We start from the raw sequence: 25,575 nt of genomic DNA, 5'->3' as shown, positions 1-25,575 counted from the left end.
CTTACGCGTACGGGCTGTCGGCACCGGCGGCCGCGGGCTTGGGCGCCCTGGCCGGGCAGCAGCCGACCGGGCAGAGGTCGTGGGAGGGGCCGAGGGCGCCCAGCGCGCAGCGCTCGGCGTGGACACCCCGCTCGGTCGCCGCGCGCTCCAGGACGAGATCGCGGACCGCGGCGGCGAAGCGCGGATCCGCGCCCACGGTCGAGACACGGCGCACGGGCAGCCCCAGTTCGGCGGCCTTGGCGGTGGCCTCGGTGTCGAGGTCGTAGAGGACCTCCATGTGGTCCGAGACGAAGCCGATGGGCACCATCGCCACCGCCGGTGCACCCGCGGCGTGCTGCTCCTCCAGGTGGTCGCAGATGTCCGGCTCCAGCCACGGGATGTGCGGGGCTCCGCTGCGCGACTGGTAGACGAGCTCCCAGGGGTGCTCGATGCCCGTCTCGTCGCGTACGGCGTCGGCGATCAGCCGGGCCACTTCCAGGTGCTGGCGTACATACGCCCCGCCTTCGCCGTGCTCTTCGGCCGGTCCTGAGGTGTCGGCCGCGGACGTCGGGATGGAGTGCGTGGTGAAGGCCAGCCGCGCGCCCGCCCGTACCTCCTCGGGAAGGTCCGCGAGGGACTCCAGGACGCCTTCGATCATGGGTCGCACGAAGCCGGGGTGGTTGAAGTAGTGCCGCAGCTTGTCCACGCGCGGCAGCTCAAGTCCCTCCGCCTCCAGGGTGGCCAGGGCGTCCGCCAGGTTCTCGCGGTACTGCCGGCAGCCCGAGTAGGAGGCGTACGCGCTGGTGGCGAGCACGGCGATGCGACGGTGGCCGTCCTGGACCATCTCGCGCAGTGTGTCGGTGAGATACGGCGCCCAGTTCCGGTTGCCCCAGTGCACCGGCAGGTCCAGGCCGTGCTCGGCGAAGTCCTTGCGCAGGGCGTCCAACAGGGCGCGGTTCTGGTCGTTGATGGGGCTGACCCCGCCGAACAGGAAGTAGTGCTGACCCACCTCCTTGAGCCGTTCCCCGGGGATGCCGCGGCCGCGCGTCACGTTCTCCAGGAACGGGACGACATCGTCCGGGCCCTCGGGTCCACCGAAGGAGAGCAGCAGCAGGGCGTCGTAAGGGGCTGGATCGCGCTGATCGGGCATGAGAACGATCCTGCCACCCCCTTCTGCCGGCGGGACAACCGCCGTGCGCGGGACAGCCACGGGGGCGTAACCTTCGAACGCCGCCTTTACGCCTTACGCTCGCGAAACCACCCACCGCACAGCAACCAACAACGCCCCCTGGCCCACGCCCACCACGGGCCACGGTGAGGCGCCTTACCGGAGAACTCCTTGCCCAGTCCGTACCGCGCCCTCTTCGCCGCCCCTGGCACCAAGGCGTTCTCCGCCGCCGGCTTCATCGGCCGGCTGCCCCTGTCGATGATGGGCATCGGCATCGTCACGATGATCTCGCAGCTCACCGGGCGCTACGGGCTCGCGGGCGCGCTCTCGGCCACGGTGGCACTCTCCGCCGCGGCGCTCGGCCCGCAGATATCCCGGCTGGTGGACCGGCACGGCCAGCGCCGTGTACTGCGGCCGGCCACCCTGGTCGCCGGCGTCGCGGCGGGCGGACTGCTGCTCTGCGCACACGAGGGCTGGCCGGACTGGACCCTGTTCGTCTTCTCGGCCGGGATCGGCTGTGTGCCGAGCCTCGGCTCGATGGTCCGGGCCCGCTGGGCGGAGATCTACCGGGGCTCGCCCCGTGAACTGCACACCGCGTACGCCTTCGAGTCCGTCGTCGACGAGGCCTGCTTCATCTTCGGGCCGATCGCCGCCATCGGTCTCTCCACGGTCTGGTTCCCCGAAGCGGGCCCGCTGGTCGCCGGCCTCTGTCTGCTGGCGGGCGTCTTCCTGCTGACCGCACAGCGGTCCACCGAGCCCGTACCGCAGCCGAAGGAACACCACACCAAGGGCTCGGCGCTGCGCGCTCCCGGCCTGCAGGTCCTGGTGGGCACGTTCGTCGCGACGGGCGCGATCTTCGGTTCGGTCGACGTGGTGACGGTGGCCTTCGCCGAGGAGCAGGGCCACAAGGCGGCGGCAAGCCTGGTGCTGGCCGTGTACGCGCTCGGTTCCTGCCTCGCCGGAGTGGTCTTCGGACTGCTGCATCTCAAGGGGTCGGGCGAGCGCAGGTGGCTGCTGGGCGTCTGTGCGATGGCCGTGAGTATGATCCCCCTCCAACTGGCCGGGAACCTGCCGTTCCTGGCCGTGGCGCTCTTTGTCGCGGGCCTTGCCATCGCACCGACGATGGTGACCACCATGGCCCTGATCGAGCAGCACGTACCACGCGCGAATCTGACCGAGGGCATGACCTGGGTGGGCACGGGGCTCGCGGTCGGGATCGCGGTCGGCTCGTCGGTCGCCGGCTGGGTGATCGATGCCGCCGGGGCGGACGCCGGGTACCTGGTCTCGAACGCGGCGGGAGCGCTCGCGGCCGCGGTGGCGCTCCTGGGGTACCGCCGGCTGAACAGGCCGGTGAAACCGGAGGGGATCGATGAGCAGGACGAGCGTGACCAGCGGGACGAGCAGTCCGTGGCGTAACTGGGCCGGGAACGTGACCGCCCGTCCGGTACGAGAGGTCTCGCCGGCCTCGACCGAGGAGCTCGTCGACGCCGTCCGCCGGGCGGCCGAGGACGGCCTGAAGGTGAAGGCCGTCGGCACGGGCCACTCCTTCACCGCTGCCGCCGCCACCGACGGTGTGCTGATCCGGCCCGATCTGCTGACCGGAATCCGGGAGATCGACCGCACGGCCATGACTGTGACGGTCGAGGCGGGCACCCCGCTCAAGCGGCTGAACACCGCCCTCGCGCGCGAGGGCCTCTCGCTCGCGAACATGGGCGACATCATGGATCAGACGGTCGCGGGCGCGACCTCCACCGGCACGCACGGCACGGGCCGTGACTCGGCCTCGATCGCCGCGCAGATCAAGGCCCTTGAGCTGGTCACGGCGGACGGCTCGGTGCTGACCTGCTCCGAGAAGGAGAATCCGGAGATCTTCGCGGCGGCCCGGATCGGGCTCGGCGCGCTGGGCGTCGTCACCGCGATCACCTTCACCGTCGAGCCCGTATTCCTGCTGACGGCCCGTGAAGAGCCGATGACGTTCGACAAGGTCACGGCCGAGTTCGACGCGCTCTTCGCGGAGAACGAGCACTTCGAGTTCTACTGGTTCCCGCACACCGGCAACTGCAACACCAAGCGCAACAACCGCAGCGCGGGCCCCGCCGCGCCGCCCGGACAGATCGGCGGCTGGATCGAGGACGAGCTCCTCTCCAACGGCGTCTTCCAGCTGGCCTGTTCGGTCGGCCGGGCCGTCCCCGCGACCATCCCGGCGATCGCCAGGATCTCCAGCCGCGCCCTCTCCGCCCGTACGTACACGGACATCCCCTACAAGGTCTTCACATCTCCGCGCCGGGTGCGGTTCGTTGAGATGGAATACGCGCTTCCGCGGGAGGCGGCGGTCGGGGCGCTGCGCGAGGTGCGGGCGATGATCGAGCGCTCGCCGCTGCGGGTGAGTTTCCCGGTGGAGGTGCGTACGGCCCCGGCGGACGACATCGCGCTCTCCACGGCATCGGGCCGGGAGACCGCCTACATCGCCGTGCATCTCTACCGGGGCACGCCGTACCAGTCGTACTTCACCGCGGTGGAGCGGCTCATGACCGCGCACGGCGGACGGCCGCACTGGGGCAAGGTGCACACGCGGGACGCGGAGTACTTCTCCGAGGTCTATCCGCGGTTCGGCGAGTTCACGGCGCTGCGGGAACGGCTGGACCCGGAGCGGCTGTTCGCCAACGACTACCTGCGCCGGGTCCTCGGCGACTGAGGGCAGTCACTCTCCGATCGCCGCACCGGCACCCGCGCCGGACCTGGGGTCCGGGGTCGTGCCGGTGGCTCGGTTCGTGGCTCGGGATCTGCGAAGGGGTGCTCGGCGGCGAGGACTTCTCACTGCCGCCGCGGACGACGGATGTCAGGGTCGTGCCCTTGCCGCCACTGAGGTCGGAGCCCGAGGCCAGTTCGTACCCGGTGACGCCGATCATGGCGACGCCGAACACGACAGCGGCGGCGACGGCGGAGCGCTTCCAGCCCCGGACGCGGGTGCCGTGCGTACTGGCCGGGCTGAACTCCTTCTCGCCGGGGGCGTCTTGTGGCCCGGAGTGCGGCAGCTGCGGCATCAGCCGGGTCGCCTCGGCGTCACCGTTCTGCGGCACCTGCGGGATCAGCCGGGTCCGCACATCCTCGGGCCAGGGCTCAGATCAAGCCGCCGTTCCTGCTCCCCGTCCTGTTCCGTCCGGTTTGTTTCGCTGTCCCACTTCTGATCCATCTCCAGCCCCTGCTTGCCCATCTGTCCCACCATGCACCAGGTAGGGACATTTGAGCGAAGCGAATAGTTCCCTTTGAGTGGGTTCTGTGAATCAGGACACCTCGTCATCCATGCCCCGGACGCCCAACTCCCGTGCCCCTGGAGAAGTTCGGCGGCGCGGCGGTCCACCCCCGTGGCCCGAATGGAGTACTGTGGCGAGCCCTGGGCCCGGGCTCCCTCGTGGGCGTTCGGACCCCAGGTGGGGGCCGAAAGCGGCGCTCGATCCGGCGGCGCCGCGGCACCGCACGGGTACCCGATGCGGAGAGTGACCAGCCAGTCACTCAGAGTCGCAAATAGGTAACCGTGCCATAACGGCGATCCAGGGCCTGTGCCCGACACGCCGGGCAACTCGGCAAGGTTGTGGCAGGCTGCACCCGGGCAGGCCACACTCGACTAGCGGAAGCAGCGACGCACGTGACGTCGGCAGGCACCACCCGGGAGGTCCCCATGCCCGAACTGCGTGTCGTGGCCGTCTCCAACGACGGCACACGACTGGTGCTCAAGGCTGCGGACAGCACGGAGTACACGCTTCCGATTGACGAGCGGCTGCGCGCTGCCGTACGCAACGACCGTGCCCGCCTCGGCCAGATCGAGATCGAGGTGGAGAGCCATCTCCGCCCCCGCGACATCCAGGCCCGTATACGTGCAGGTGCCTCCGCCGAGGAGGTCGCTCAGCTCGCCGGGATTCCGGTGGACAGGGTGCGGCGTTTCGAGGGCCCGGTGCTCGCGGAGCGCGCGTTCATGGCGGAGCGGGCCCGCAAGACTCCCGTACGACGTCCCGGCGAGAACAGCGGACCGCAGCTCGGCGAAGCGGTGCACGAGCGGCTGACGCTGCGCGGCGCCGAGAAGGACACCGTGCTGTGGGACTCCTGGCGCCGGGACGACGGCACTTGGGAGGTGCTGCTGGTCTACCGGGTGGCGGGCGAGCCGCACTCGGCGAGCTGGACGTACGACCCGCCGCGGCGGCTCGTCCAGGCCGTCGACGACGAGGCGCGTGCGCTGATCGGCGAGACCGACGACACGATCGCGGCGACGCAGGAGCCGAGCTTTCCGTTCGTACCGCGCATCGCGCGGCTGCCGAGGGACCGGCCGCTGGACCGGGCACTCGACCGTCAGCTGGAGCGTCCGACCGCACCGGCACCGCCGGGTGAACCGGAGAGCGAGCGGGACTCCCTGACGAGTCTGCTCGAGGCGGTGCCGAGCTTCCGGGGCGACATGGTCGTCCCCGAACGCCCCGCACCGCCGGAGCCGCCGACGGCAGAGCCGGTGCAGGAGCCCGAGGCGGAGGAGCCGGTGGCCCCTGCGGCCTCGGCGGGCGCGGGGTCGGCGTACGCGGATGTGCTGATGCCGCGTTCGGTGGCCGGTCACCGCGACCGCCTGACGGGCACGACGGACCGCCAGGCGGAGGCGGACGGCGTCCGCCCGGGCCGCCGCGCGGCGGTCCCGAGCTGGGACGAGATCGTCTTCGGCACGCGCCGCAAGAAGCAGGAGTAGGGGGCGCGGAGCCTCGCACAGGGGTCCGGCACCGAGAACAGGTGCCGGACCTTTTGCGTGCGGGGGGGTGTCCCACCCACTCGCCCTGGAGTTGGGGGTACGGGGTACTCCGTGGCCCCCGGCGGGAGCGCGGCGGCAGCTTCGCGCCGCTCGTTGGTTCCCACTGGCGCGCGCCGCCAACGCGCCTGTGTGCTCAGCCCGGTTGGGGGCCCGTCGCCACCGGGCGGGAGACGTCCGAGGACCATTCGGACCAGGAGCCCGCGTACAGCGCCGGCTCGAAGCCCGCGATCTCCAGGGCCAGGGCCTCGTGGGCGCCCGAGACGCCCGAGCCGCAGTAGACGCCGACCGGTTCCGCGGCCGCGGAGGCTCCCAGGGCCTTGAAGCGGGCCGACAGGGTCCCGGCAGGGAGGAAGCGGCCGTCCTTGTCGACGTTCTCCATCGTCGGGGCCGAGACCGCCCCCGGGATGTGCCCGCCCACCCGGTCGATCGGCTCCACGTCTCCCCGGTAGCGCTCGGCCGCCCGCGCGTCGAGCAGCACGCCCGAGCGGGCCAGGCCGGCCGCGGCGTCCGCGTCCAGCAGGGGAAGGGCGCCCGGGGCAGGGGTGAAGGCGCCCTCCGAAGGATCGGGAACCTTGGTCTCCAACGGGCCCGTCCACACGGCCAGACCGCCGTCCAGGACCCGGACATCCGCGTGGCCCGTCCAGCGCAGCAGCCACCACGCACGGGCCGCCGCCCAGCCCTGGCCGCCGTCGTAGGCGACCACCGGCGAGTCGGCCGAGACGCCCGCGCGGCGCATCACCGCGCCGAAGGCCTCCGGCTCCGGCAGGGGGTGACGGCCGCCGGCGCCCGGCGGGGCCGCCAGTTCCGCGTCCAGGTCGACGAAGACCGCGCCGGGGATGTGGCCCGCCTCGTAGTCGGACCGCCCGTGCGGCCCGCCGAGCTGCCAGCGGATGTCCAGGAGCACCGGAGGACGGGGTCCGGAGAGCTCGCTCGCGAGTTCCGTGGCGGTGACGATGGGGTTCATGTGGCCCATCCTCGCGCAGCGACCGGCCGACCCGTAACGCCGCCGAAACGGATGGGACATACCAAAACGGGCATCCTCCAGCGGGAACCCGCCAAATCCGGCGCGGCCGGGGCGCGCCGGGCGCTCTGTGGTGGAACCATCTGCACGGGGCGCACAGCCGCTCCGTACAGGGGCGCACAGCCGCCGTACAACGGCGCACGCCCGGTCCCCCCGCACGGCCACCACGATGGTCCGAGGAGAGAGTGACGATGACCGAGGCGACTCGGCACACGCCCGGCACACCCTGCTGGGTGAGCTTGATGGTGCACGGCCTTGACGCGACACAGGAGTTCTACGGAGCGCTGTTCGGCTGGGAGTTCTCCCCCGGCCCCGACCCGCTCGGCCCGTACGTCCGCGCTCTGATCGAGGGCAAGGAGGTCGCGGGCATCGGCCAACTCCCGACCAGCCGGCACCTGCCGATCGCCTGGACGCCGTATCTGGCGACCGACGACGCCGACGCGACCGCCGAGTCGATCAGGAGCTGCGGCGGCACCGTCGGCGTCGGCCCGCTGGACGCCGGGGACGCGGGCCGGCTGGCCATCGCGACCGACCCGGCGGGCGCGGTCTTCGGCGTCTGGCAGATGGGCGTCCACAGCGGCACAGCGGTGTACGGCACCCATGGCACTCCCGTGTGGAACGAGTTGGTGACCCTGGAGACCTCATCCGTCTGCAAGTTCTACGAGGCGGTGTTCGGCTACGAGACTGAGGCGGTCGTCTCGGCCGACTTCGACTACCTGACGCTGCACCTCGCGGGACGCCCGGTCGCCGCCCTCCACGGCGTGGGCCAGGCCCTGCCGCGCAAGGGCAGTCACTGGATGACCTACTTCGAGGTCGAGGACACCGACGTGGCCGCACACCATGTGGTGGAGCTCGGCGGGCATGTGGTGCAGGCGCCGAGGGCGAGCACCAGCGGCCGGGTCGCGACCGTCGCGGACCCGGAGGGCGCGGTCTTCACGATCGTACGGTCGGCCGCTCACTGACCTCGGCGGCCTCCACGGGCAGCACGTCCGGCGACAGTGCGGCCGCATGCGCGTTGGCGGCCGTCATCTGCCTGCGGTGGTGGCGCCGGCACAGCACCTCGTAGCCGATCTCGTCCGCCGACCGGTTGACGTCACCGACCACGACCTGGGCGCCGTCGAGGTCCGCTCCGCCGGCTCGGTCCCCGGTGACCAGGTCAACCCCTCGGCCGTCACCGCCATGGCCGAGCTGGGCATCGACATCTCCGACCTGAAGCCGAAGTTCCTCACCCCGGAGGCCACCCAGGCCTCCGACTACATCATCACCATGCCGGCGTCCATGGTGCGTTCATACCTCTGAGTGAGGTCGGTGGGGTTCAGGGGGGCGGGAGCAGAGATCTGCCTAGGGTGACTCCTGGGGTGGCGGGCAGCCTCTCCGATCGGCGCGTCGACTCATGTACGGGAGCTTGTGTGGCACAGCAGCACACGACGTCACTCCGGCTCCGTCTCCGGTACCGCTTCGACCATCTGGTCTCGGGGGGAACGACCGCGCTCATCGGCTGGCTCGCCCTGGCCTGCCTCGCCGTCGTCGTTCCGGCGAGCATGGTCCTCGTCTGGTCCGACCGGGCCGCTCCGGCCACGCTCTCCGGCCGGCTCACCGCCGTGTGGGCCAGCGTCGGCCAGACGCTGAAGATCGGGGGTGCGGTCGGCTCCCCGCTCTACGTGCTGGCCTCCGTATCGCTCGCGCTCGTGGCGCTGCTCTTCGTGTCGACCCTGGTCAGCCTGATCACCACGGGTATCAACCGGCGCATCATGTCGCTGCGCCTGGGTCACTCCACCGTGCTGGAGACGCGGCACACCGTCGTACTGGGGTGGTCGGACCAGGTCTTTCCCGTGATCGGGGAGCTGGTGGCCGCCAACGCGAACCAGCGCCGCTCCGCCATCGCCGTGCTCGCCCCGCAGGACAAGGTGTGGATGGAGGACGAGATCTCCACCCGCGTCAGCGACAGTGGCAGAACGCGGATCATCTGCCGCAACGGGAGCACCACCGACCCCGCCGAGCTGTGCCGGGTGAGTCCGCGCACCGCGAAGGCGGTGCTGGTGCTGCCTCCCACCGGGGACACCGGCGACGCCCACGTGGTGAAGACGCTACTCGCCCTCGACGCGGCCGCCCCCGGGTCCGGCGAGGGGGAAGCGGTGGTGGTCGCCGCCGTCCGTGACTCTCGCAACCACAGGACCGCCAGGCTGGCCGCCGGGCCCACGGGACACGTCCTGTGTGTCGACGACATCGTCGCCCGGCTCCTCGTCTCGACGGCCCGGCAGCCCGGCCTCTCGCTCATCTACTCGGAGTTGCTGGACTTCGAGGGCGACGAGTTCTACCCGGTCGCCGCCGAGGGCCTCGTGGGGCGGACGTTCGGCGAGGCGCTGCTGTCGTTCGCCACGTCCTCGGCGGTCGGCCTGCTGCACACCGACGGGAGCGTCACCCTCAATCCGGATCCGCGGGCGGCGATCGGCCCGGCCGACCGGATCATCGTCATCTCCCAGGATGACGACACGGGCGTGCGGGCGGACGTGGCCTCCCATGTCGAGGAGGACGCGATCGTGACAGCCGGGCCCAGGATCGCCCAGGCCGAACGCCTCCTCCTGCTCGGCTGGAACCGCCGCGCCCCGCTCGTCATCGAGCAGCTCGGCCAGTACGTGAGCCCGGGAACCACCCTGGACGTCGTGGCGCTCGGCGAGTACGCGGCCACGCGCGGCACCCGAGCCGTCACGGCCGAGCGGTCCCGCCTCGAAGTCTCCTTCCACGACGGCGACATCACCGACCCGCTCACCCTGGCCAAGCTGGACGTGCCCTCGTACGACAGCCTGATCGTGATCGGTGAGACGGAGCCCGCGGCCTCGGCCTCGGCCTCGGTCTCAGCCTGCGGCTCGGCCTCGGACACGCCCGTCGCCCCCCTCGCTCCGGTGACGGATCCGGATGCGCGGGCGGACGACAGGACGCTGGTCACCCTGCTGCATCTGCGGGCCATCGGGGACGCCGCGCAGCGGGAACTCGCGCTCACCACCGAGATGTCCGACGACGGCAACCGGCTCCTCGCGCCGGCCCGGGGCGGCGCCGACTTCATCGTGAGCGGCAGGCTGATCAGCCTTCTGATGACCCAGATCTCGGAGAGCCCGTATCTCGCAGAGGTCTTCGAGGAGTTGTTCAAGGCGGAGGGCCACGAGTTCCACCTCAAGCCGGCCGCGGACTACGTCCGGGCCGGTCATGAGGTCTCGTTCGCCACCGCCGTCGAGTCGGCGCGGCGGCGCCGGGAATGCGCGGTCGGCTACCGGCTGCGCGCGCGGAGCGCCACGGGCCCCGACTACGGGGTGCGGATCAACCCCGACAAGCGGCGACGGGTCCGGTTCTCCGAGGAGGACTGGCTGATCGTGCTCGCCGAGAGCTGACGGCGCCGGGGCGGCCGCTACGCCGTGTGCGCTTCCAAGGCGGTCCGCACCGCGGATTCCAGGGCTCCCTCGATCCACGCGGGCTTGATGGAGGTGTGGCATCCGGCGAAGTGCAGGTTGCCCTCGGCCTTTCGGACGTGGGGGAAGAGCTCGGTGTGCTGGCCGGGCAGCAGTACGGACGCCTCACCGTAGGCGTACGGGTCGCGCATCCAGGACTGGGTGCGGCCGACGCCGGTGTAGAACACCTCGATGCGCTGTCCGAACACCTCTTGGACGCCCGCGAGGGCGCGCGGGTAGCGCTCCTCGTCGTCCAGGGAGTCCCACTTCAGGGCGTCGTCCGACCAGCTGTAGGAGGCGAGGATGACGCCGCCGGCGCTGCCTTCGACGGGGTAGGAGGGCTGGAACATGAAGCGGTTGGGGTTGTCGGTGGCCGAGCCGCCGCCGATGACGCCGGCCGCCTCGGGCTGGTCGCGGGTGACCACGCGGCTGGCAGCGTAGTGGGAGCGCTGGCCTGCGGAGATGTGGCCCTCGGGTACGGAGGAGTGGGCGCCCAGCAGGGTTCCGTTCGCCGGGGTCTGCCCGGTCTGGTACTTCCGGTACAGGCCGGGCTGCACGGCCTCGAGCTCGCGCTTCCAGTCGGCCTCGTCGAACTCCCACCAGCGGAGGCTGAATTCGAGCAGCACCTTGGTGGCGGCGTCGTAGTGCAGCTCGGTGACCGCGCGCCGCTTGCCGTACGAGAGCGCCGGGGTGATGGGGATGTGGCGCAGCCCGGAGAAGGGGACGGTGATGATGGCGGTGTCGGCGGTGAAGGTCTCGCGCCGCACGGGGCTGCCGCCCCGGCCCTCGGACACGGTTTCGACGGTGACCTTGCCCTCGCCGTGGGTGATGCGGGTCGCGCGGCGGTCGAGCCGTACGAGGTCCTTGACGCGCGCGTACAGCGCGTCGGCCAGAGTGGCGGTGCCGTCGGGCAGTTCGTAGAAGGCGGTGTCGGGGCTGATCAGCGAGGCGCCGATGAAACTGTGTACGAAGGCGAGGTGCAGGCGGGAGGTGAGGTTCTCGACGGTTCCGATCAGGTCGATGGTCCGCTCGTCGAGCTTGGCCTCCTCCGTCAGGAAGCGATACATCGACATGTGGCCGTAGCGCTGGATGACGCGTGCCCAGCCCTCGACGAGTTCCTTGTCCTTCTTGCCCTCGATCTCCTTGCGTACGGGGGCGAAGGCGTCGCGGACGATCTGCGAGGCGGGGACGGACTCGTACGCCTGCGGCACTCCGAAGGAACGATTGAGCGCCTGCGGGGCGCGCGCGTAGTCGGCACGGCGGACGCGGATGCCGTTGACGTAGATCCACGTCCGGTAGGCGGGGCGGCCGGCCCCGTCCACGTCGACCAGGTGGAAGCGCCGGCGCTTGAGGCCGAGGCTGTCCATCAGTCCGGTGACCAGCGGGTGGCTGTCGGGGATGCGCATCGCGCCGGCCTCGGCGTACTGCTTCGGGTCGGCGAAGGCCGGGGCGGCGTTCTCGTGGCCGCCGGTGCGGAAGGTCTTGATCCGGCCGCCCACCCGGTTGGCGTTGGCCTCGATGACGGTGACCTGATGGCCGGCCTCGCGCAGGAGGTGTGCGGCGGTGAGGCCGGCCGGCCCGGCCCCGACGATCAGCACCTTCTTGCCGGGGCGGCGCGAGCGGGGCAGGCCGTTCTTCAGGAGGATGTCGGCGTAGCGCGGTACGAGCGGCTGGTCCTCGTCGTCCCGTACGAGGATGGCCCGGGCGATCGTCAGGCAGGCGCCCCAGTCGGCGACCGCGGCGCCGGGGACGGCCTGCGAGGTCTCGGCGGAGGTGACGGCAACCGTCAGCCCGCCGGCGGCCGCGACGGCGGCCGCGCCGGCGATGACGGTACGGCGGGAGGGCGCCGGTGCGGGCTCGGCGGGGGTTCCGGAGTTGGCATCGGGATCCATGATCATGACCCAACTCTTGCCGCCCGCCCGGGCCCGAACGGCCAGAATGCGCCCGCGCGGGCAAGTACCACCCGGACGTGCGTCGCCCGCCGTCCCTCACTGACGAACTGGGTTTCGAACGGACGGCCTTGGGTCCGGTCGGGTGGTCGCTGCGCGGGAGCGGTCGGGGTCAGGGTCGGGTCCGCGGTATCTCACAGGTCACCAACGGCGCCGACGGGCCATCGAAGCCGGCCGGCTCGGCCAGGCGGCTGTGCGCGCACGTACCTCAGGAGGTCCCGCCCACCTCGCGGCCGAGCGTCCGCGCGTGTGGCGGCGCGGGTGACGGCCTACGCGATGACTCGGCCGAGCAGCGGTGAGAGCGCCGCCGGGACGAGGGCCCGACCGCACCTTCGCCTTCGACGAGTTCGGCCCTCTGGGTATCCGTCCCACGGCCGGGTCGTGCTGGGCGCCCAAGGGCCGGCCCGACCGGTTGCCGGCGACCTTTCACCGCACCCATGGAGTCACCTATTTCCACGGCTGCTACTCGGTCGGTGACGACACCCTGTGGGGTGTCAACCGGCGCCGCAAAGGCATCGCCCCGACCTGGGCCGCGCTCAAGAGCATCCGTGCGGCGCGTCCGGACGGCGCTCCGATCTACGTGATTCTGGACAACCTGTCCGCCCACAAGAACTGGCGCATCCGCCGCTGGGCCGCGCAGAACAAGGTCGAGCTGTGCTTCACGCCGACGAACGCGTCCTGGGCGAACCCGATCGAGGCGCACTTCGGTCCGCTGAGTTCACCCTGGCCAACTCCCACCACCCCAACCACACCGTCCAGACCCGTGAGTTGCACCGCTACCTGCGCTGGCGCAACCAGAACACCCGACACCCCGACATCCTGGCCGCCCAGCGACGCGAACGCGCCCGAATCCGCAGCGAGAAAGGCGTCCGCTGGGGAGGCCGCCCAGCACCCGCACGGCAAGACACGACAGGCCGTGAGCAGACTCAATGGGCAGGGAGCCTCTCGCGCAGGAAGCCGAGAAGCAGATCGGTGACGACGGATGGCCGCTCCAAGCTGGGCAGATGACCTGCCCAGGGCAGTTCGAGGTGGCGGGCGTCCGACAGCAGATCCGGCAGGCGGGCAGCGATCCGCCGGAAGTCCGCCAGATCATGCCCACCGGACAGGGCGAGGCAAGGGGCTTCGATCGTCCCCAGGTCGAACTCCGCCTCGATCGGCTCGAACTCCTCGGCGGCGAGTTGCACCTCAAAGGCATGCCGCTGCATCAGGTGCACCGCCTCCCGAGCGGCCTCGTCGGCGTCCGGGCCCAGCCAGGTATCAGCCATCAGCTCAACCGCCCCGGCGATATCCCCAGCCTCAAGCAGCGCATCCTCACGCTCACCGACAGCCTCAAGTGCAGGACCGGGCTCATGGCCGGGAAGCGCGGAACACACCAGCACCATCGCGCTCACCCGGCCTGGCCACCGGGCGGCGATTTCCAAGGTGACCTGCCCGCCGTACGAGGCTCCAACCAGCGCCGCCTGGCCGATGCCGAGAGCGTCCAGGAGTTCCAGCACATCCTCAGCGTCGCTGTGGGGTCCACCCGCCGCAGCAGTCTGGCCGAAGCCCCGAAAGTCGCAGCGCACCAGCCGGTAGCCGGCATCGATCAAGGCAGGCGCCTGCGCGTCCCACATCCGCCGGTCACACACCCCGGAATGCAGCAGCACCAGTGCAGGACCGCTTCCGGCCACGTCATGGGAGATCGTCATCCGACAGACCTTACGCAGCAGGTACTTGAAACGCCTCCCAAATACCACCACCGTCGACCCACCCGCCAACCCGGTGAACCTTCCCGGTCACAGCACTGGCAACCATGCTCATCTGGAGCCGAGGTCGGCGATGATCCACAACAAAGCCGCCGGATCCAAGGACCCGATCCTCAGGTGTGTTCATCGGCGAGAGCGTCGAGCTCGGAGCCGCCGCGAGCCGACCGTTACTGTGCAGGCCATCCGATCGCGTTGAAGACTGCGACGGGGTCCAGGTAGTCCCGCCAGTGCGTGACTTTGCGGTCCTTGATGGTGATCACAGAGACGAAGTGGTTGTCGTAGGTCCGCCCGGTTTGGACTGCCTGCCCGTGCACCGCGTACTCGAGCACGATCACCGACGCCTCATGATCCCGGTGAACGGCCAGTTCGTCCGCGCTCCGAAGGAGCATGTTGCTGCCGTAGCTGCGGTACAGCTCGGCCACGGCCCGGCGTCCCTCGACCCGTCGCGGGTATCCGGGAACGGAAATCACGTAGTCGAAGATGACGTCTTCGGCCAGGAGATCGAAGAAGTGCCGTCCGTCAACGAAGCCTGCCAGTCCTTCCTCGATGATTCGGAAGAAGGGGTCCAGCGCCGCGAAGTCGTCGAAGTCGGCGATGGGCGTGGTCACTTGGACGCCTAGAGGGTCCATGCGGCAGCATTCCGCCGGGCGAAGTCCTGGAAGGTGACCGGCGGCCTGCCCGTGACCTTCTCGATGTCGTCATTCGGCCGGGAACCGTTGCCGGAGATGATGGTCCCCGTCAGCCAGCGGAGCATCACGGCGTAGTCGGCGGGTACGAGGCCGGCTGCGATCGCACCGCCGATCCATGCGTCAGGGTCGATGTCGTTGTGGGTGACGGGTCCGCCGGTCACATCGGCGATGATGTCGGCGACCTCGCCGACCGTGAGCGACTGAGGGCCGGTCGGGGCGTACTGCGCGCCGGCATGGGCGTCAGGGTCGACCAGCGTCTCGACCGCGACCGCCGCGATGTCCGCGGCATCGACGAAGGCTTCCGCGCCGCCGCCGGTCGGTACGGTGATGGCGCCTTCGATGACCGGCGTGTGTTCGTCACTGAAGTTCTGCATGACCCATGCGGGACGCAGGATGGAGTGTGTGAAGGCTCCTCGGCGCGCGAGGTCGAGCTCGACGGCCCGGATGTCGACCTCCGGTGGTGCCTGGTCGCTGCCGTAGGCGCTGAGGTACGTAACGTGCCGCACCCCGGCTCCTGCGGCAAGATCGAGGAAGTCGGACACCGGGCGGGCGTACTTGACCCGCATGACGGGTGTGACGAGGTAGACGCGGTCGACGCCGTCCAGGGCACGGGCATGTGTAGTCGGGTCGTCCCAGTCGAACAGCACGTCGGCGCCGTGGCGCGAGGCCGTACGCGCATTCAGGCCCCGCTCGATGAGTTTCCGCGCCACCAGCGATCCGGTTCGTCCGGTACCACCGAGCACAAGTGTCGTCTGCTGTGAATCGGTCATGACTCCATGGTGAGACCCAATTTCGATCGAATCAATGCGTGATCCTCTCAGTTCTTTGTTTCAAACGCTCACAGAATTGACTGCTGTGATTGTCCTGCTCAATGCTTGGCGCATGGATCTGCTGTACGACCACATCGCGAGAGCGCGCGCTTCGGGCGCTGTTTTCGCTCGAACGGTGGCCACGCCCCCCTGGGGGTTGCGGCTGGGGGGCTCTATCCAGCTCGCGGTGCACGCTGTCGTACGGGGGCGGGGGTGGCTGTGGTTCGACGACGACTCTCAGAGCCCGATGGAGCTCTCGCCGGGCGACGTGACGCTTGTCCGCGGGGGCCCCGATCACTACATCGGCCATGAACCCGGTGCCGACTGCCTCGAACCGGAGGAGTTCCGGGCCCATCACGGGCGCGACGGACGCTCGGACGACCCACAGGCCACAGTGTTCCTGTGCGGCGCCTACCGGCTTTCGGGGGACATCGGCAGCGGCCTGCTCGATGCGCTGCCCCAGGTGCTGCCACTCTCGGCAGCCGTCGGCGATCCCCTGCGCGACGTCATTGGCCTGCTGTCCCGCGAGCTGGCTTCCCCTGAGCCAGGTCAGCCCACTGTGCTGGACCGGCTCCTCGACATACTTCTGGTTCTTGCCATCCGTACCAGTTTCCGTCAGAGCACCACCGCACCTCGCTGGTACCGGGCGTCGGCGGATCCCCGGCTGAACGCAGCGTTGCAAGCCATACACGAGGATGCCGGGCACCCTTGGTCGGTCCCGGAGCTCGCCGAGATCGGCGGACTGTCCCGGGCGGCCTTCGCACGAACCTTCCGAGACGCGCTCGGCCAGACCCCGATGCAATACCTGACGGATTGGCGAATGACCTTGGCCCGCGACTACCTGCGCAACGGCGAGCTGGGCCTTGCGAAAATCGCCAACGTCATCGGCTACGGCTCGCCCTACGCGTTCGCCGCAGCCTTCCGGCGCCATCACGGAGAGCCGCCCGGAGTATGGCGGCAACGGGAGTTGACCCGCACCAGCAGTCCGGTAGCCGACGACCGCATCCACCTCCGCTGACGCCCGCACTCCTCAGCCAGCCTTCCAGATGGGCCGTGGTCAATCAGATGCGACTGGCAGAACGTCCGACGACAGTGCGCCCGCATGCACTGCCGCGCTGGTCATTCTGCGTTGATGATGACGTCGGCACAGCACCTCGTAGCCGATCTCGTCCGCCGACCGGTTGACGTCACCGACCACGACCTGGGCACCCTCGACGACCATCGCCCCGCCGACGGTACGGGCGTTGTGCGTGGCCCGCGCCCCGCACCAGCACAGCGCCTCGACCTGCAGCACCTCGACCCGGTCGGCGAGCTCGACGAGCCGCTGCGAGCCGGGGAAGAGCCTGGAGCGGAAGTCGGTGGTGATCCCGAAGGCGAAGACGTCCAGGTCCAGGTCGTCGACGACCCGGGCGAGCTGGTCGACCTGCTCGGGCGCGAGGAACTGCGCCTCATCGGCGATGACATAGTCGCAGCGGCCGCCCTTGGAGAGATGGGCGACGAGGTACGCGTAGAAATCGAAGCCCTCCGCGGCCTCGACCGCGTCGGTGACCAGGCCGAGCCGGGAGGAGAGCTTGCCCTCGCCCGCACGGTCGTCGCGCGTGAAGATCATGCCCTGGAGCCCCCGGGTGGACCGGTTGTGCTCGATCTGAAGAGCGAGGGTCCTTTTGCTTGGGCATCCACCATCTCAAAGGACATGTCCCGTAAATGATCTTCGAGTGAGTGTGGGTGCCGCTCATGGCGTGTTGTACGTCGCCGCCCTTGAGGCGCCGACAGCCCGGTCGACCGCTCTCGGCGCCCCCAGCGGGGCCATCCTCGAACGCACCTTTCCGCCGCCGGAAGGCCTGTCATGACGGTCGCGAGCGGTACCCACGCTCAGCGGCTACTTCGGCGGTGACCGTCCACGCCGGAAGAACACCGCCACCAGTCACGCTCAGGGCCGACCGCGCGGGAAGCACCAATCGACGCCCATCAATCCCCGCCGGGTCACACCCCGGTGAGAGCTTCCTCCGGCGCGTTCTCCTCCGCGGCGAGCGCCTTGTTGCGGCGCAGCGAGGACCAGAACGACCAGGCGATCAGGATCACGCCGACCAGGCCGGTGATGATCTCGCTGATCTGGTACTGGATGGTGACGAGCAGGATCACGGCGAGCGCGCCGATCGCGTAGTGCGCGCCGTGCTCCAGGTAGACGTAGTCGTCCAGGGTGCCCTGGCGGACCAGGTAGACCGTGAGCGAACGGACGTACATCGCGCCGATGCCGAGGCCGAGCGCCATCAGCACGATGTCGTTGGTGATGGCGAAGGCGCCGATGACACCGTCGAAGGAGAAGGACGCGTCCAGGACCTCGAGGTAGAGGAACATGAAGAACGCGGCCTTGCCCACCATCACCGCGGCCGAGGCGGGCTTGCCGGCCTTCTTGGCCTCCTCCTCGGCCTCGTGCTCGCGCTCCTCGGACTCCTCGAGCCTGTTCTCGAAGAAGCCGGAGAGCCCGCCCACGACCAGATACGTGATCAGACCGGCGATACCGGAGACCAGCACCGTCTGGGCCTTGTCCGCGTGCCCGGCGTGCTGGTGGGCGTTGACCGCGAAGGTCATCGAGCTGACGAGCAGGACGATCAGGGCGAGGCAGACCGACAGCATGTCGACCTTGCCGAGCTTGGCCAGCGGGCGCTCCAGCCAGCCCAGCCACTTGATGTCACGGTCCTCGAAGATGAAGTCGAAGAAGATCATCAGCAGGAACATACCGCCGAACGCCGCGATCGACGGGTGCGCGTCGGTGACCAACTGCTCATAGCGCTCGGGCTCGTTGAACGCCAGGTCGACGGCCTCCACCGGGCCCATACTGGCGCTGACGGCGACGATCACGACAGGGAAGACCAGTCGCATACCGAACACGGCGATGAGCACGCCGATCGTGAGGAAGATCTTCTGCCAGAAGGCACTCATCTTCTTCAGGATTCCGGCGTTGACCACCGCATTGTCGAAGGACAGCGAGATCTCGAGGATGGACAGGATCAGGACGACCCCGAACGCCGTCCACCCGCCGAAGAGCACCGCTGCGACCAGACCGAGCGCGGTGACCGCGAACGACCAGCCGAAGGTTTTCAGAACCACTGGTACCCAATCGTGTAAGTACGGGGCGCGCTGACGAACTCGCGCATGGTTGGCCATGACGCACTCTGAGGCGACGGAATGTCAGGAATCTGCTTTCACCGCGAGGACCGGGCATGGCGAATCCAGGAGGATCCGCTGCGCCGAAGAGCCCATGAGGAGCTTGCCGACCGCACTGCGGTGCCTCAACCCGATCACCACCAGAGAGACTTCGGACGACGCCGCCAGGTCGAGGATTTCCTCGGCGGCATCGCGCCCGCCGACCACCTGGCGTATGTCGAAGTCGACGCCCAGCTCGGTCAGGTCCCGTCGGACATGGTCGAGGTCTTTTTGCTGGGCGAAACCGCGGTCGACATACGCGTCGCCTCGCGAGGTGTTCATCACCAGCAGGGTCTCGCCTCGGGTGCGGGCCTCGTCGACTCCCGCGCGCAGGGCCGCCTCTCCTTCCGGCGAGGGCACATATCCAACCAGTACCGTCATGACTGCCCCTTTCAGGCCCGTCGCTCGACGAGTGGACGTGCGATGTAGCGGCGGACCAGCGGCCAGGCCAGTACGAGCACGATCACCGTGTAAATCACATAGGACACCGGTCCGCCCAGCAGACCGGACAGTTCGCCGCCCGACAGCTGAAGCGACCGCCGGCCCTGCAGTTCCGCGCGGGGGCCGAGGATGACGCCGATGATCAGCGGCAGCACCGGCAGCCCGAATCGCCGCATGGCGAAACCGATCAGCCCGAGCGTCAGCAGGAGGAACAGGTCCAGAGGCTGTGCGTTGACCGCGTAGGCGCCCATCGACGCGAAGAACACAATCCCCGCGTACAGATAGGGGCGCGGTATCCGCAGCAGCCTGGCCCAGGCCGGCGCAAGCGGCAGATTCAGCAGGAGCAACAACAGATTGCCGATGAACAGGCTGGCGATCAGCGCCCAGACAAGCCCCGATTCGCGCTCGAACAGCAGAGGGCCGGGCTGGATGCCGTACGACTGGAATGCCGCGAGCATCACCGCGGCGGTCGCGTTCGTCGGCAGCCCGATGGCGAGCATCGGCACCAGGGTGCCCGCCGCGGACGCGTTGTTGGCCGCCTCGGGGCCGGCGACTCCCTCGATTGCTCCCTTGCCGAACTGCTCGGGGTGCTTGGTCAGCTTTTTCTCTGTGGCGTACGACAGGAACGTCGGGATCTCCGCGCCACCGGCCGGCATGGCCCCGAAGGGGAAGCCGAACGCGGCGCCGCGCAGCCATGGCTTCCAGGACCGTTTCCAGTCCTCCCGGCCCATCCACGGCACGCCGACGGGGATCACCCCCGCGGGCTTGCGCCGCAGATGTGCCGCCACCCAGAGGGCCTCGCCGACAGCGAAGATACCGACGGCGACCACCACCACATCAATGCCGTCGGCGAGCTGGGGGACGCCGAAGGTGAGCCGCTGCTGCCCGGAGACCGAGTCGATTCCGACGATGCCGATCACCAGGCCGACGAGCAGCGAAGCGAAACCGCGGATACGCGACGAGCCGAGTACCGCGGTGACCGCGACGAAGGACAGCAGCATGAGCGCGAAGTAGTCCGGTGCGCCGAGGCTCACCGCGAACTCCACCACGAGCGGGGCGACGAACACCAGCAGCAGGGTGCCGATCGTTCCGGCGACGAAGGATCCAATCGCCGCGGTGGCGAGCGCCTGCGCCGCCCGGCCGGTCTTGGCCATCTTGTTACCCTCGATGGCCGTGACGACCGAGGACGACTCGCCGGGCGTGTTCAGCAGGATAGAGGTGGTCGACCCGCCGTACATGCCTCCGTAGAAGATGCCGGCGAACATGATGAATGCCTGGGTCGGCTCCATTCCGTAGGTCACCGGCAGTAGCAGGGCCACGGTCATGGCCGGACCGATGCCGGGCAGGACCCCGACCGCCGTGCCGATCGTGACGCCGATCAACGCCAGCAGAAGGTTCATCGGGGTGGCGACGTGCGCGAACCCCTCGAGCAGATGATTCAGGTTGTCCATTACAGGATTCCTTGCAGCACACCGGCCGGGAGATTGACACCGAGCCCGATCGCGAAGGCGTAGAAGGTGATCAGCGACAGCGACACCGCGATCGCCAGGTTGCGCACGTAGTGCCGGTTGCCCAGGGCGAAGGCCGTTCCCCAGAACAGGAGGGCCCCGCTGATCACCCAGCCGAGGGGTTCGATCAGCACCGCGTTGACGACGAACGCGCCGATCAGCAGCAGCACGGTGCGCCAGTCGATCGCATTCGTCAGGTCAACGTCCTCGCCGGACTCCGGTTCGGCGCGGCCGCCCCGCGCGACATCGACGACGTACACCAGGGCGATCACAAGGAGCAGGACGCCGAGGAGCATCGGTACCGTGCGCGGCCCGATCGGGTCGGTGCTGCTCGTCGAGTGCGCGATCCCGGTGGCGTCGACGATCACCAGCACGCCCAGCAGGGCGAGGAACGCGCACACACCGTACTGTGCGCGGTCCCCGCCCTCAGACTGGCGGGAACCCGAGTCGTTCCGCTCGTTGACGTCCAGGCTCATGCCAGGCCGAGCTCTGTGAGGATGTCGGCGACGGCCTTGTCCTGTTCCGTCAGGTAGGTGGCGAACTCGTCGCCTGCCGTGAACGCGTCGGTCCAGCCGTGCTTGGTCAGCTCGGCCTTCCACTCCTTGGAGTCGTGCATCGCGGTCAGAGAGTCGACCCAGACCTTCTTGTCTGCGTCGCTGATGCCGGGCGGGGCGACGATTCCGCGCCAGTTGGTGAAGACCAAGTCGATACCCGAGGACTTCAGCGTCGGGGCATCCTTGAGGGCTTGGACCGGCTTCTCGCTGGTCACCGCGAGCACCCGCACCTGACCGGCCTCGATCTGGTCGAGGAACTCACCGAAACCGCTGGCACCGAAAGCGATCTTGTTGCCGAGGATCGCAGGAAGCAGCTCACCACCGCCGTCGTAGCCGATGTAGTTGACTTCCTTCGGCTCGATGCCGACCGCCTTGGCGAGCTGCATCGGCAGCAGGTGGTCCGGTCCGCCGGGCGACGAGCCGCCGCCGACCGCGATGCCCTTGGGGTTCTTTTTCCAGGCGGTGACGAGATCGTCGATCGTCTTGTACGGAGAGTTCTTGGGCACGACGATCGCGCCCGCCTCCTCCATCAGCTTGGCGATCGGCGTGGTGTCCGAGAGCGTCGCCTTCGACTTCGAGGCGTACGACGCACCGACGACTCCCAGCCCCATCTGCATGGCGAGCTTGCCGTTGCCCTTTTCGTTCACGGTGCGCTGCAGACCGACCGTGCCGCCGGCGCCCGGAAGGTTGAACACCTGAACACCGGACGCGATCTTGGTGTCCTCCATCACCTTGGCCGCGGTCCGCGCCGTGGTGTCGTACCCGCCGCCCGGGGTGTTGGGGACCATGATCCTCAGGCCGGTGACGGGCTCGTCGCTGTTGCCCGTCCCCTTCTTCTCCGCGGTGGCGCCGCAGGCACCGACGGCGAGCATGGACATGGCGGCCAGGGCACTGACGACAGCAGCTCTGCGAGTTCTCATGGCTTGTCTCTTTCACTTCCGGCAGTCGGACGCCATGATTGTGCGACTCGGCAGACACCACGTCTGTGTTGTGTCAGCATTGAAGATTGAGTTAATTGTGGTCGTAAGATTTCGCCGCCACACCCTCGCGGGCGAGCTGTTGGTACTCCAGCTCGCCATCGTCGTCGTGGTGCTGCTGGCGGTCGCCGCGGTCTCACTGGCCCAGTCGGAAGCGACCTTCAACCGGGTCGAGGGACGCCGGGTCACCGCGCTGGCCGAGCAGCTGGCCGGCAACCCCCTGGTGCCCAGCCAGCTCGTCCGGCCGGCGCCGCGAGAGACGCTCGCCCCGCTCGTCCAAGCCACGCTGACCCAGTCCGGCGTCACCTCCGTGACGGTCGCCGACAGCAACGGCAAGATCGTCAGCTCTACGAATCCCACGGTGGTCGGTACCCGCTTGTCGCTCGGCCCCGGCGTCGCCGAGGCCCGCGGCTGGTCGGGCGAGCTGGTCCTGGACGGTGCCCAGGAGCTGGTGGCCCAGGTCCCGGTGATCGGAGCGGCTCAGCCCGACTCCGGCCGGCATCTCGGCACGGTGATGATCGGTGCGGCGTCACCGACGATCTGGCAGCGGCTGAGTGGCGCGTCGTCGTATCTGCTCGCCTACCTCGGCATCGCGAGCGGGCTCGGCCTGATCGGGTCGTGGCTGCTGGCGCGGCGTACCAAACGCCAGACCCTCGGTCTCGAGCCACGCGAGATCGCGGGGCTCGCCGAGCACCGCGAGGCAATGCTGTACGGGATCGCGGAGGGCGTGATCGCCCTTGACCCGCAGTTGCGGCTCACCCTGGTGAACGAGGTCGGCAGGCGGTTGCTCGATCTGCCTGAGCACTGTGTGGGGATGAGCCTGGCCGACCTCCGGATCGAGGGCCGACTGCTCGACGTACTCGCCGGATCCCCCGGCGGCACGGCCGAGCGGCGCGACGAAGTCGTCATACGCCGGGGCCGGGTGCTGGTGATGAACCGGATGACCATCACCAAGGACGGCCGCCGGCTCGGCTCTGTCACGACCTTGCGGGACCGGACCGAGCTGGCCCAGCTGGAACGCGAGATCGGATCGTTCCGGAGCTCCGCCGAACTGCTGCGCGCCCAGGCCCACGAGTTCGCCAACCAGCTGCACACGATCTCCGGGCTGGTCCAGATCGGCGAGAACGACGAGGTGGTGCGGTACGTCCGCGCGCTGAGCCGGCACCGCCAGTCACTGGACATGACACTGAGCAGGCGGGTCCGCGACACCACCGTCGGCGCCCTTCTGATGGCGAAGTCCTCGCTCGCAGCCGAACGGAAGGTCGCGCTGCGCGTTTCGGAGCGCACGGCGCTCGACCGGCTGGCGCCGGAAGATTCAGCCGACGTGGCGACGGTGATCGGCAACCTCGTCGACAACGCCGTCGACGCCGCCGCGCCGGGCGACGACGGTCAAGACGCCTGGGTGGAGATCGAATTGCGGCAGGACGCGTCCAGCCTGGAGATCGTGGTACGCGACTCCGGCCCTGGCATCGCGCCCGAACTCGCCCAAGAAGTGTTCTCGCACGGCTTCACCACGAAGGCCGCCCAGGAGGGAGAGCGCGGCATCGGGCTGGCGCTCACCCGGCTCGTCTGTGAGCGCCGCGGCGGCGAGATCGCAGTGACAAACACACCCGAGGGTGCCATGTTCACCGCTCGGATGTCGGTCGGTCACCCGGCCGACGCGGTACCGGAAGGGGCCCGATGATCGACGTACTGATTGTTGACGACGACTTCATGGTGGCAAGGGTGCACCGCGCCTTCGTCGACCGTGTTGAGCCCTTCCGCGTCGTCGGCACGGCGAACACCGGCGAACAGGCCATCGCGGCCGTCGGCGAGCTGCGCCCCGACCTGGTCCTGCTCGACCTCTATCTCCCGGACATGTTCGGCCTGGACGTCATTTCGCGTCTTCGGACCGCCGGGCACGACTGCGACGTCATGGTGATCAGCGCCGCGCGCGAGGCCGACGCGGTCCGCAACGCCGTCCGCCAGGGGGTGGTCAATTACCTGCTGAAGCCGTTCGAGTTCGAAGACCTGCGCCATCGCCTCGAGCGGTATGCCGCCAAGCGCAACAGCCTGCTCACCACGGTCGTCAGAGGCCAGGCCGACGTGGACCGGGTACTGACCGGGACCACCTTGGCGGCACCGAGCGTCTCGCTGCCGAAGGGCATGAGCGTGGAGACCGCAGAGCTGATCGAACGCACACTGCGCGGTACCGACGGAACGCTGTCCGCCGCCGAGTGCGCGGCCCGGACCGGCATATCCCGGGTCAGCGCACGCCGTTACCTCGAACACTTCCACGACACCGGCAACGCCGAGGTGTCCCTGCGGTACGGAGCCGCCGGCAGACCCGAGCGACGCTACGGTTGGCGCGCCTGAGTTCGCTCTGCCGCTCCCGCCGCCATGGAGCCGGCCCCTCCCCACTCACAGCAGCGAAGGCATGGGGAGCAATGTGCGCAACGCGACGTGAGCCCAGCGGCAAGGCCGTGACTCTGTTGGTGATGTTGGTGGGGTGCGGGCGGTATCCCTGCGGCCGGAGAGCCATCAGCGGATCCCGGTGAGGACGGCGCGGGTGGCGTGTGCTGCGCCTTCCCAGAAACGACCACGGGGACGGGCATAGAGGAGGACGGTCAGGCGTGGTTGACCGGCAGGACGTCCGGGGAGAGGGCGCCGGCGTGGGCCGAGGCACTGGTCATGCGGCGGCGGTGGTGGCGGCGGCACAGAACCTCGTAGCCGACCTCCTCGGCCGGGCGGTTCACGTCGCCGACCACGACCTGTTCGCCTTCGACGACCATCTCACCGCCCACCGTACGAGCGTTGTGGGTGGCACGGGCGCCGCACCAGCACAGCGCCTCGACCTGGAGGTGCTCGATCCGGTCTGCGAGCTCGATCAGCCGCTGGGAGCCGGGGAAGAGCTTGGTGCGGAAGTCCGTCGTGATACCAAAGGCGTAGACGTCCAGTCCCAGGTCGTCGACGACCCGGGCCAGTTGGTCAATCTGCTCAGGGGCGAGGAACTGCGCCTCATCGACGATGACGTAATCGACCTTGCCGCCCCTGGAGAGCTGGTCGACGAGGTACGCGTACAGGTCCATGCCCTCGGTGGCCTCGACCGCCTCCGTCACCAGGCCCAGCCGGGACGACAGTTTGCCCTCGCCCGCCCGGTCGTCACGGGTGAAGATCACGCCCTGGAGCCCGCGGGCCGAACGGTTGTGTCCGATCTGGAGCGCCAAAGTGCTCTTTCCGCAGTCCATCGTTCCGGAGAAGAACACCAGCTCGGGCATGGGGAGTTGAGGACCTTTCGAGTCTGCGTGAGGGGAGGCGGT

Annotated in this window: 20 protein-coding genes and 4 pseudogenes; 10 read left to right on the top strand and 14 right to left on the bottom strand. The window is 69.3% G+C overall.

The window, feature by feature from the left end; translation table 11 throughout:
* Position 1 precedes the first annotated feature (1 nt).
* Complete coding sequence (locus SLUN_RS29745) at positions 2–1,129, bottom strand: ferrochelatase (protein ID WP_108153052.1); 1,128 nt, start codon at positions 1,127–1,129, stop codon at positions 2–4.
* A 189-nt stretch (positions 1,130–1,318) separates the two neighbouring features.
* Between SLUN_RS29745 and SLUN_RS29740 the strand changes: the two genes are divergently transcribed.
* The 3 genes from SLUN_RS29740 (at position 1,319) to sepH (ending at position 5,873) form a co-directional block, all read left to right on the top strand.
* Positions 1,319–2,563, top strand: a complete 1,245-nt coding sequence (locus SLUN_RS29740; protein ID WP_108153051.1) for an MFS transporter — start codon at positions 1,319–1,321, stop codon at positions 2,561–2,563.
* Positions 2,517–3,842, top strand: a complete 1,326-nt coding sequence (locus SLUN_RS29735) for a D-arabinono-1,4-lactone oxidase (RefSeq protein WP_108153050.1) — start codon at positions 2,517–2,519, stop codon at positions 3,840–3,842. The genes SLUN_RS29740 and SLUN_RS29735 overlap by 47 nt, the downstream gene beginning before the upstream one ends.
* A gap of 984 nt (positions 3,843–4,826) precedes the next feature.
* Positions 4,827–5,873 carry a septation protein SepH gene (gene sepH / locus SLUN_RS29725; protein WP_108153049.1) on the top strand — a complete coding sequence of 349 codons (1,047 nt, stop codon included), beginning with the start codon at positions 4,827–4,829 and terminating at the stop codon, positions 5,871–5,873.
* Between the two features lie 193 nt (positions 5,874–6,066).
* On the opposite strand, the gene SLUN_RS29720 is transcribed toward sepH, so the two are convergent.
* Positions 6,067–6,897 (bottom strand): sulfurtransferase, encoded by an 831-nt coding sequence (locus SLUN_RS29720; RefSeq protein ID WP_108153048.1) that lies wholly within the window; start codon positions 6,895–6,897, stop codon positions 6,067–6,069.
* Between the two features lie 248 nt (positions 6,898–7,145).
* Between SLUN_RS29720 and SLUN_RS29715 the strand changes: the two genes are divergently transcribed.
* Positions 7,146–7,916 (top strand): VOC family protein, encoded by a 771-nt coding sequence (locus SLUN_RS29715; RefSeq protein ID WP_108153047.1) that lies wholly within the window; start codon positions 7,146–7,148, stop codon positions 7,914–7,916.
* Here the strand turns inward: SLUN_RS29715 and SLUN_RS41585 are convergent.
* Positions 7,888–8,076 (bottom strand): annotated as a pseudogene (locus tag SLUN_RS41585) (hypothetical protein); the annotation flags it as partial. The gene SLUN_RS29715 and the pseudogene SLUN_RS41585 sit on opposite strands and share 29 nt — an antisense overlap.
* Between SLUN_RS41585 and SLUN_RS41580 the strand changes: the two are divergent.
* Positions 8,071–8,223 (top strand): annotated as a pseudogene (locus SLUN_RS41580) (arsenate-mycothiol transferase ArsC); the annotation flags it as partial. The pseudogenes SLUN_RS41585 and SLUN_RS41580 overlap by 6 nt on opposite strands.
* A 140-nt stretch (positions 8,224–8,363) precedes the next feature.
* The gene (locus SLUN_RS29705) at positions 8,364–10,340 is read left to right on the top strand and encodes a CASTOR/POLLUX-related putative ion channel (protein ID WP_108153045.1); all 1,977 of its coding nucleotides are present in this window, start codon (positions 8,364–8,366) and stop codon (positions 10,338–10,340) included.
* 17 nt (positions 10,341–10,357) lie between these two features.
* Here SLUN_RS29705 and lgoX read toward each other — a convergent pair whose 3' ends face one another.
* On the bottom strand, positions 10,358–12,295 hold the full coding sequence (gene lgoX / locus SLUN_RS29700; RefSeq protein WP_108153044.1) for an L-glutamate oxidase LgoX: 1,938 nt from the start codon (positions 12,293–12,295) through the stop codon (positions 10,358–10,360).
* A gap of 370 nt (positions 12,296–12,665) precedes the next feature.
* On the opposite strand from lgoX, the pseudogene SLUN_RS29695 reads away from it, so the two are divergent.
* Positions 12,666–13,237: pseudogene (locus SLUN_RS29695) on the top strand (transposase); the annotation flags it as partial.
* A gap of 35 nt (positions 13,238–13,272) precedes the next feature.
* Here the strand turns inward: SLUN_RS29695 and SLUN_RS29690 are convergent.
* The 3 genes from SLUN_RS29690 to SLUN_RS29680 all read right to left on the bottom strand — a co-directional run bounded on the left by SLUN_RS29690 (position 13,273) and on the right by SLUN_RS29680 (position 15,550).
* Positions 13,273–14,034: an alpha/beta fold hydrolase gene (locus SLUN_RS29690; protein ID WP_108153043.1), complete on the bottom strand. Its 762-nt coding sequence runs from the start codon at positions 14,032–14,034 to the stop codon at positions 13,273–13,275.
* 224 nt (positions 14,035–14,258) lie between these two features.
* Positions 14,259–14,699 carry a nuclear transport factor 2 family protein gene (locus tag SLUN_RS29685; RefSeq protein ID WP_257153812.1) on the bottom strand — a complete coding sequence of 147 codons (441 nt, stop codon included), beginning with the start codon at positions 14,697–14,699 and terminating at the stop codon, positions 14,259–14,261.
* 8 nt (positions 14,700–14,707) lie between these two features.
* On the bottom strand, positions 14,708–15,550 hold the full coding sequence (locus tag SLUN_RS29680; RefSeq protein WP_108153041.1) for an NmrA family NAD(P)-binding protein: 843 nt from the start codon (positions 15,548–15,550) through the stop codon (positions 14,708–14,710).
* A 112-nt stretch (positions 15,551–15,662) separates the two neighbouring features.
* Here SLUN_RS29680 and SLUN_RS29675 point away from each other — a divergent pair, with 112 nt between their 5' ends.
* Positions 15,663–16,607: an AraC family transcriptional regulator gene (locus tag SLUN_RS29675; protein ID WP_108155005.1), complete on the top strand. Its 945-nt coding sequence runs from the start codon at positions 15,663–15,665 to the stop codon at positions 16,605–16,607.
* A 39-nt stretch (positions 16,608–16,646) separates the two neighbouring features.
* Here the strand turns inward: SLUN_RS29675 and SLUN_RS29670 are convergent.
* From SLUN_RS29670 to SLUN_RS29645, 6 genes and pseudogenes are all read right to left on the bottom strand, one after another.
* A pseudogene (locus SLUN_RS29670) lies at positions 16,647–17,255 on the bottom strand (thymidine kinase); the annotation flags it as partial.
* Positions 17,256–17,572: 317 nt separating this feature from the next.
* The gene (locus tag SLUN_RS29665) at positions 17,573–18,700 is read right to left on the bottom strand and encodes a DUF475 domain-containing protein (RefSeq protein ID WP_108153040.1); all 1,128 of its coding nucleotides are present in this window, start codon (positions 18,698–18,700) and stop codon (positions 17,573–17,575) included.
* Positions 18,701–18,781: 81 nt separating this feature from the next.
* Positions 18,782–19,177, bottom strand: a complete 396-nt coding sequence (locus SLUN_RS29660; protein WP_108153039.1) for a universal stress protein — start codon at positions 19,175–19,177, stop codon at positions 18,782–18,784.
* An 11-nt stretch (positions 19,178–19,188) separates the two neighbouring features.
* Positions 19,189–20,688, bottom strand: a complete 1,500-nt coding sequence (locus SLUN_RS29655; RefSeq protein ID WP_108153038.1) for a tripartite tricarboxylate transporter permease — start codon at positions 20,686–20,688, stop codon at positions 19,189–19,191.
* Complete coding sequence (locus SLUN_RS29650) at positions 20,688–21,221, bottom strand: tripartite tricarboxylate transporter TctB family protein (protein ID WP_108153037.1); 534 nt, start codon at positions 21,219–21,221, stop codon at positions 20,688–20,690. Before SLUN_RS29650 ends, SLUN_RS29655 begins: the two co-directional genes overlap by 1 nt.
* Positions 21,218–22,219 (bottom strand): Bug family tripartite tricarboxylate transporter substrate binding protein, encoded by a 1,002-nt coding sequence (locus SLUN_RS29645; protein ID WP_108153036.1) that lies wholly within the window; start codon positions 22,217–22,219, stop codon positions 21,218–21,220. Before SLUN_RS29645 ends, SLUN_RS29650 begins: the two co-directional genes overlap by 4 nt.
* A 97-nt stretch (positions 22,220–22,316) precedes the next feature.
* Here SLUN_RS29645 and SLUN_RS29640 point away from each other — a divergent pair, with 97 nt between their 5' ends.
* Entirely contained in the window at positions 22,317–23,960 is a 1,644-nt protein-coding gene (locus tag SLUN_RS29640; RefSeq protein WP_108153035.1) for a sensor histidine kinase, read from the top strand.
* A complete protein-coding gene (locus SLUN_RS29635; protein WP_108153034.1) occupies positions 23,957–24,631 on the top strand; it encodes a response regulator in 675 nt (224 codons plus the stop codon). The genes SLUN_RS29640 and SLUN_RS29635 overlap by 4 nt, the downstream gene beginning before the upstream one ends.
* A gap of 251 nt (positions 24,632–24,882) precedes the next feature.
* Here the strand turns inward: SLUN_RS29635 and SLUN_RS29630 are convergent, their stop codons facing one another.
* Positions 24,883–25,533 (bottom strand): thymidine kinase, encoded by a 651-nt coding sequence (locus tag SLUN_RS29630; protein ID WP_108153033.1) that lies wholly within the window; start codon positions 25,531–25,533, stop codon positions 24,883–24,885.
* Positions 25,534–25,575 lie beyond the last annotated feature (42 nt).

This window comes from Streptomyces lunaelactis, assembly GCF_003054555.1.
GTDB lineage: Bacteria > Actinomycetota > Actinomycetes > Streptomycetales > Streptomycetaceae > Streptomyces > Streptomyces lunaelactis.
The sequence above is the reverse complement of the archived record's forward strand: the minus strand, read 5'-3'. Positions and strand labels throughout refer to the sequence as shown.

Excerpts from the sequence above, each read along its gene's own strand:
- SLUN_RS29655 (WP_108153038.1), bottom strand. The coding sequence starts at position 20,688 with ATGGACAACCTGAATCATCTGCTCGAGGGGTTCGCGCACGTCGCCACC.
- sepH (WP_108153049.1), top strand. The coding sequence starts at position 4,827 with ATGCCCGAACTGCGTGTCGTGGCCGTCTCCAACGACGGCACACGACTG.
- SLUN_RS29675 (WP_108155005.1), top strand. The coding sequence starts at position 15,663 with ATGGATCTGCTGTACGACCACATCGCGAGAGCGCGCGCTTCGGGCGCT.
- SLUN_RS29715 (WP_108153047.1), top strand. The coding sequence starts at position 7,146 with ATGACCGAGGCGACTCGGCACACGCCCGGCACACCCTGCTGGGTGAGC.
- SLUN_RS29745 (WP_108153052.1), bottom strand. The coding sequence starts at position 1,129 with ATGCCCGATCAGCGCGATCCAGCCCCTTACGACGCCCTGCTGCTGCTC.
- SLUN_RS29635 (WP_108153034.1), top strand. The coding sequence starts at position 23,957 with ATGATCGACGTACTGATTGTTGACGACGACTTCATGGTGGCAAGGGTG.
- SLUN_RS29735 (WP_108153050.1), top strand. The coding sequence starts at position 2,517 with ATGAGCAGGACGAGCGTGACCAGCGGGACGAGCAGTCCGTGGCGTAAC.
- lgoX (WP_108153044.1), bottom strand. The coding sequence starts at position 12,295 with ATGATCATGGATCCCGATGCCAACTCCGGAACCCCCGCCGAGCCCGCA.
- SLUN_RS29650 (WP_108153037.1), bottom strand. The coding sequence starts at position 21,221 with ATGAGCCTGGACGTCAACGAGCGGAACGACTCGGGTTCCCGCCAGTCT.
- SLUN_RS29680 (WP_108153041.1), bottom strand. The coding sequence starts at position 15,550 with ATGACCGATTCACAGCAGACGACACTTGTGCTCGGTGGTACCGGACGA.
- SLUN_RS29630 (WP_108153033.1), bottom strand. The coding sequence starts at position 25,533 with ATGCCCGAGCTGGTGTTCTTCTCCGGAACGATGGACTGCGGAAAGAGC.
- SLUN_RS29720 (WP_108153048.1), bottom strand. The coding sequence starts at position 6,897 with ATGAACCCCATCGTCACCGCCACGGAACTCGCGAGCGAGCTCTCCGGA.
- SLUN_RS29645 (WP_108153036.1), bottom strand. The coding sequence starts at position 22,219 with ATGAGAACTCGCAGAGCTGCTGTCGTCAGTGCCCTGGCCGCCATGTCC.
- SLUN_RS29690 (WP_108153043.1), bottom strand. The coding sequence starts at position 14,034 with ATGACGATCTCCCATGACGTGGCCGGAAGCGGTCCTGCACTGGTGCTG.
- SLUN_RS29660 (WP_108153039.1), bottom strand. The coding sequence starts at position 19,177 with ATGACGGTACTGGTTGGATATGTGCCCTCGCCGGAAGGAGAGGCGGCC.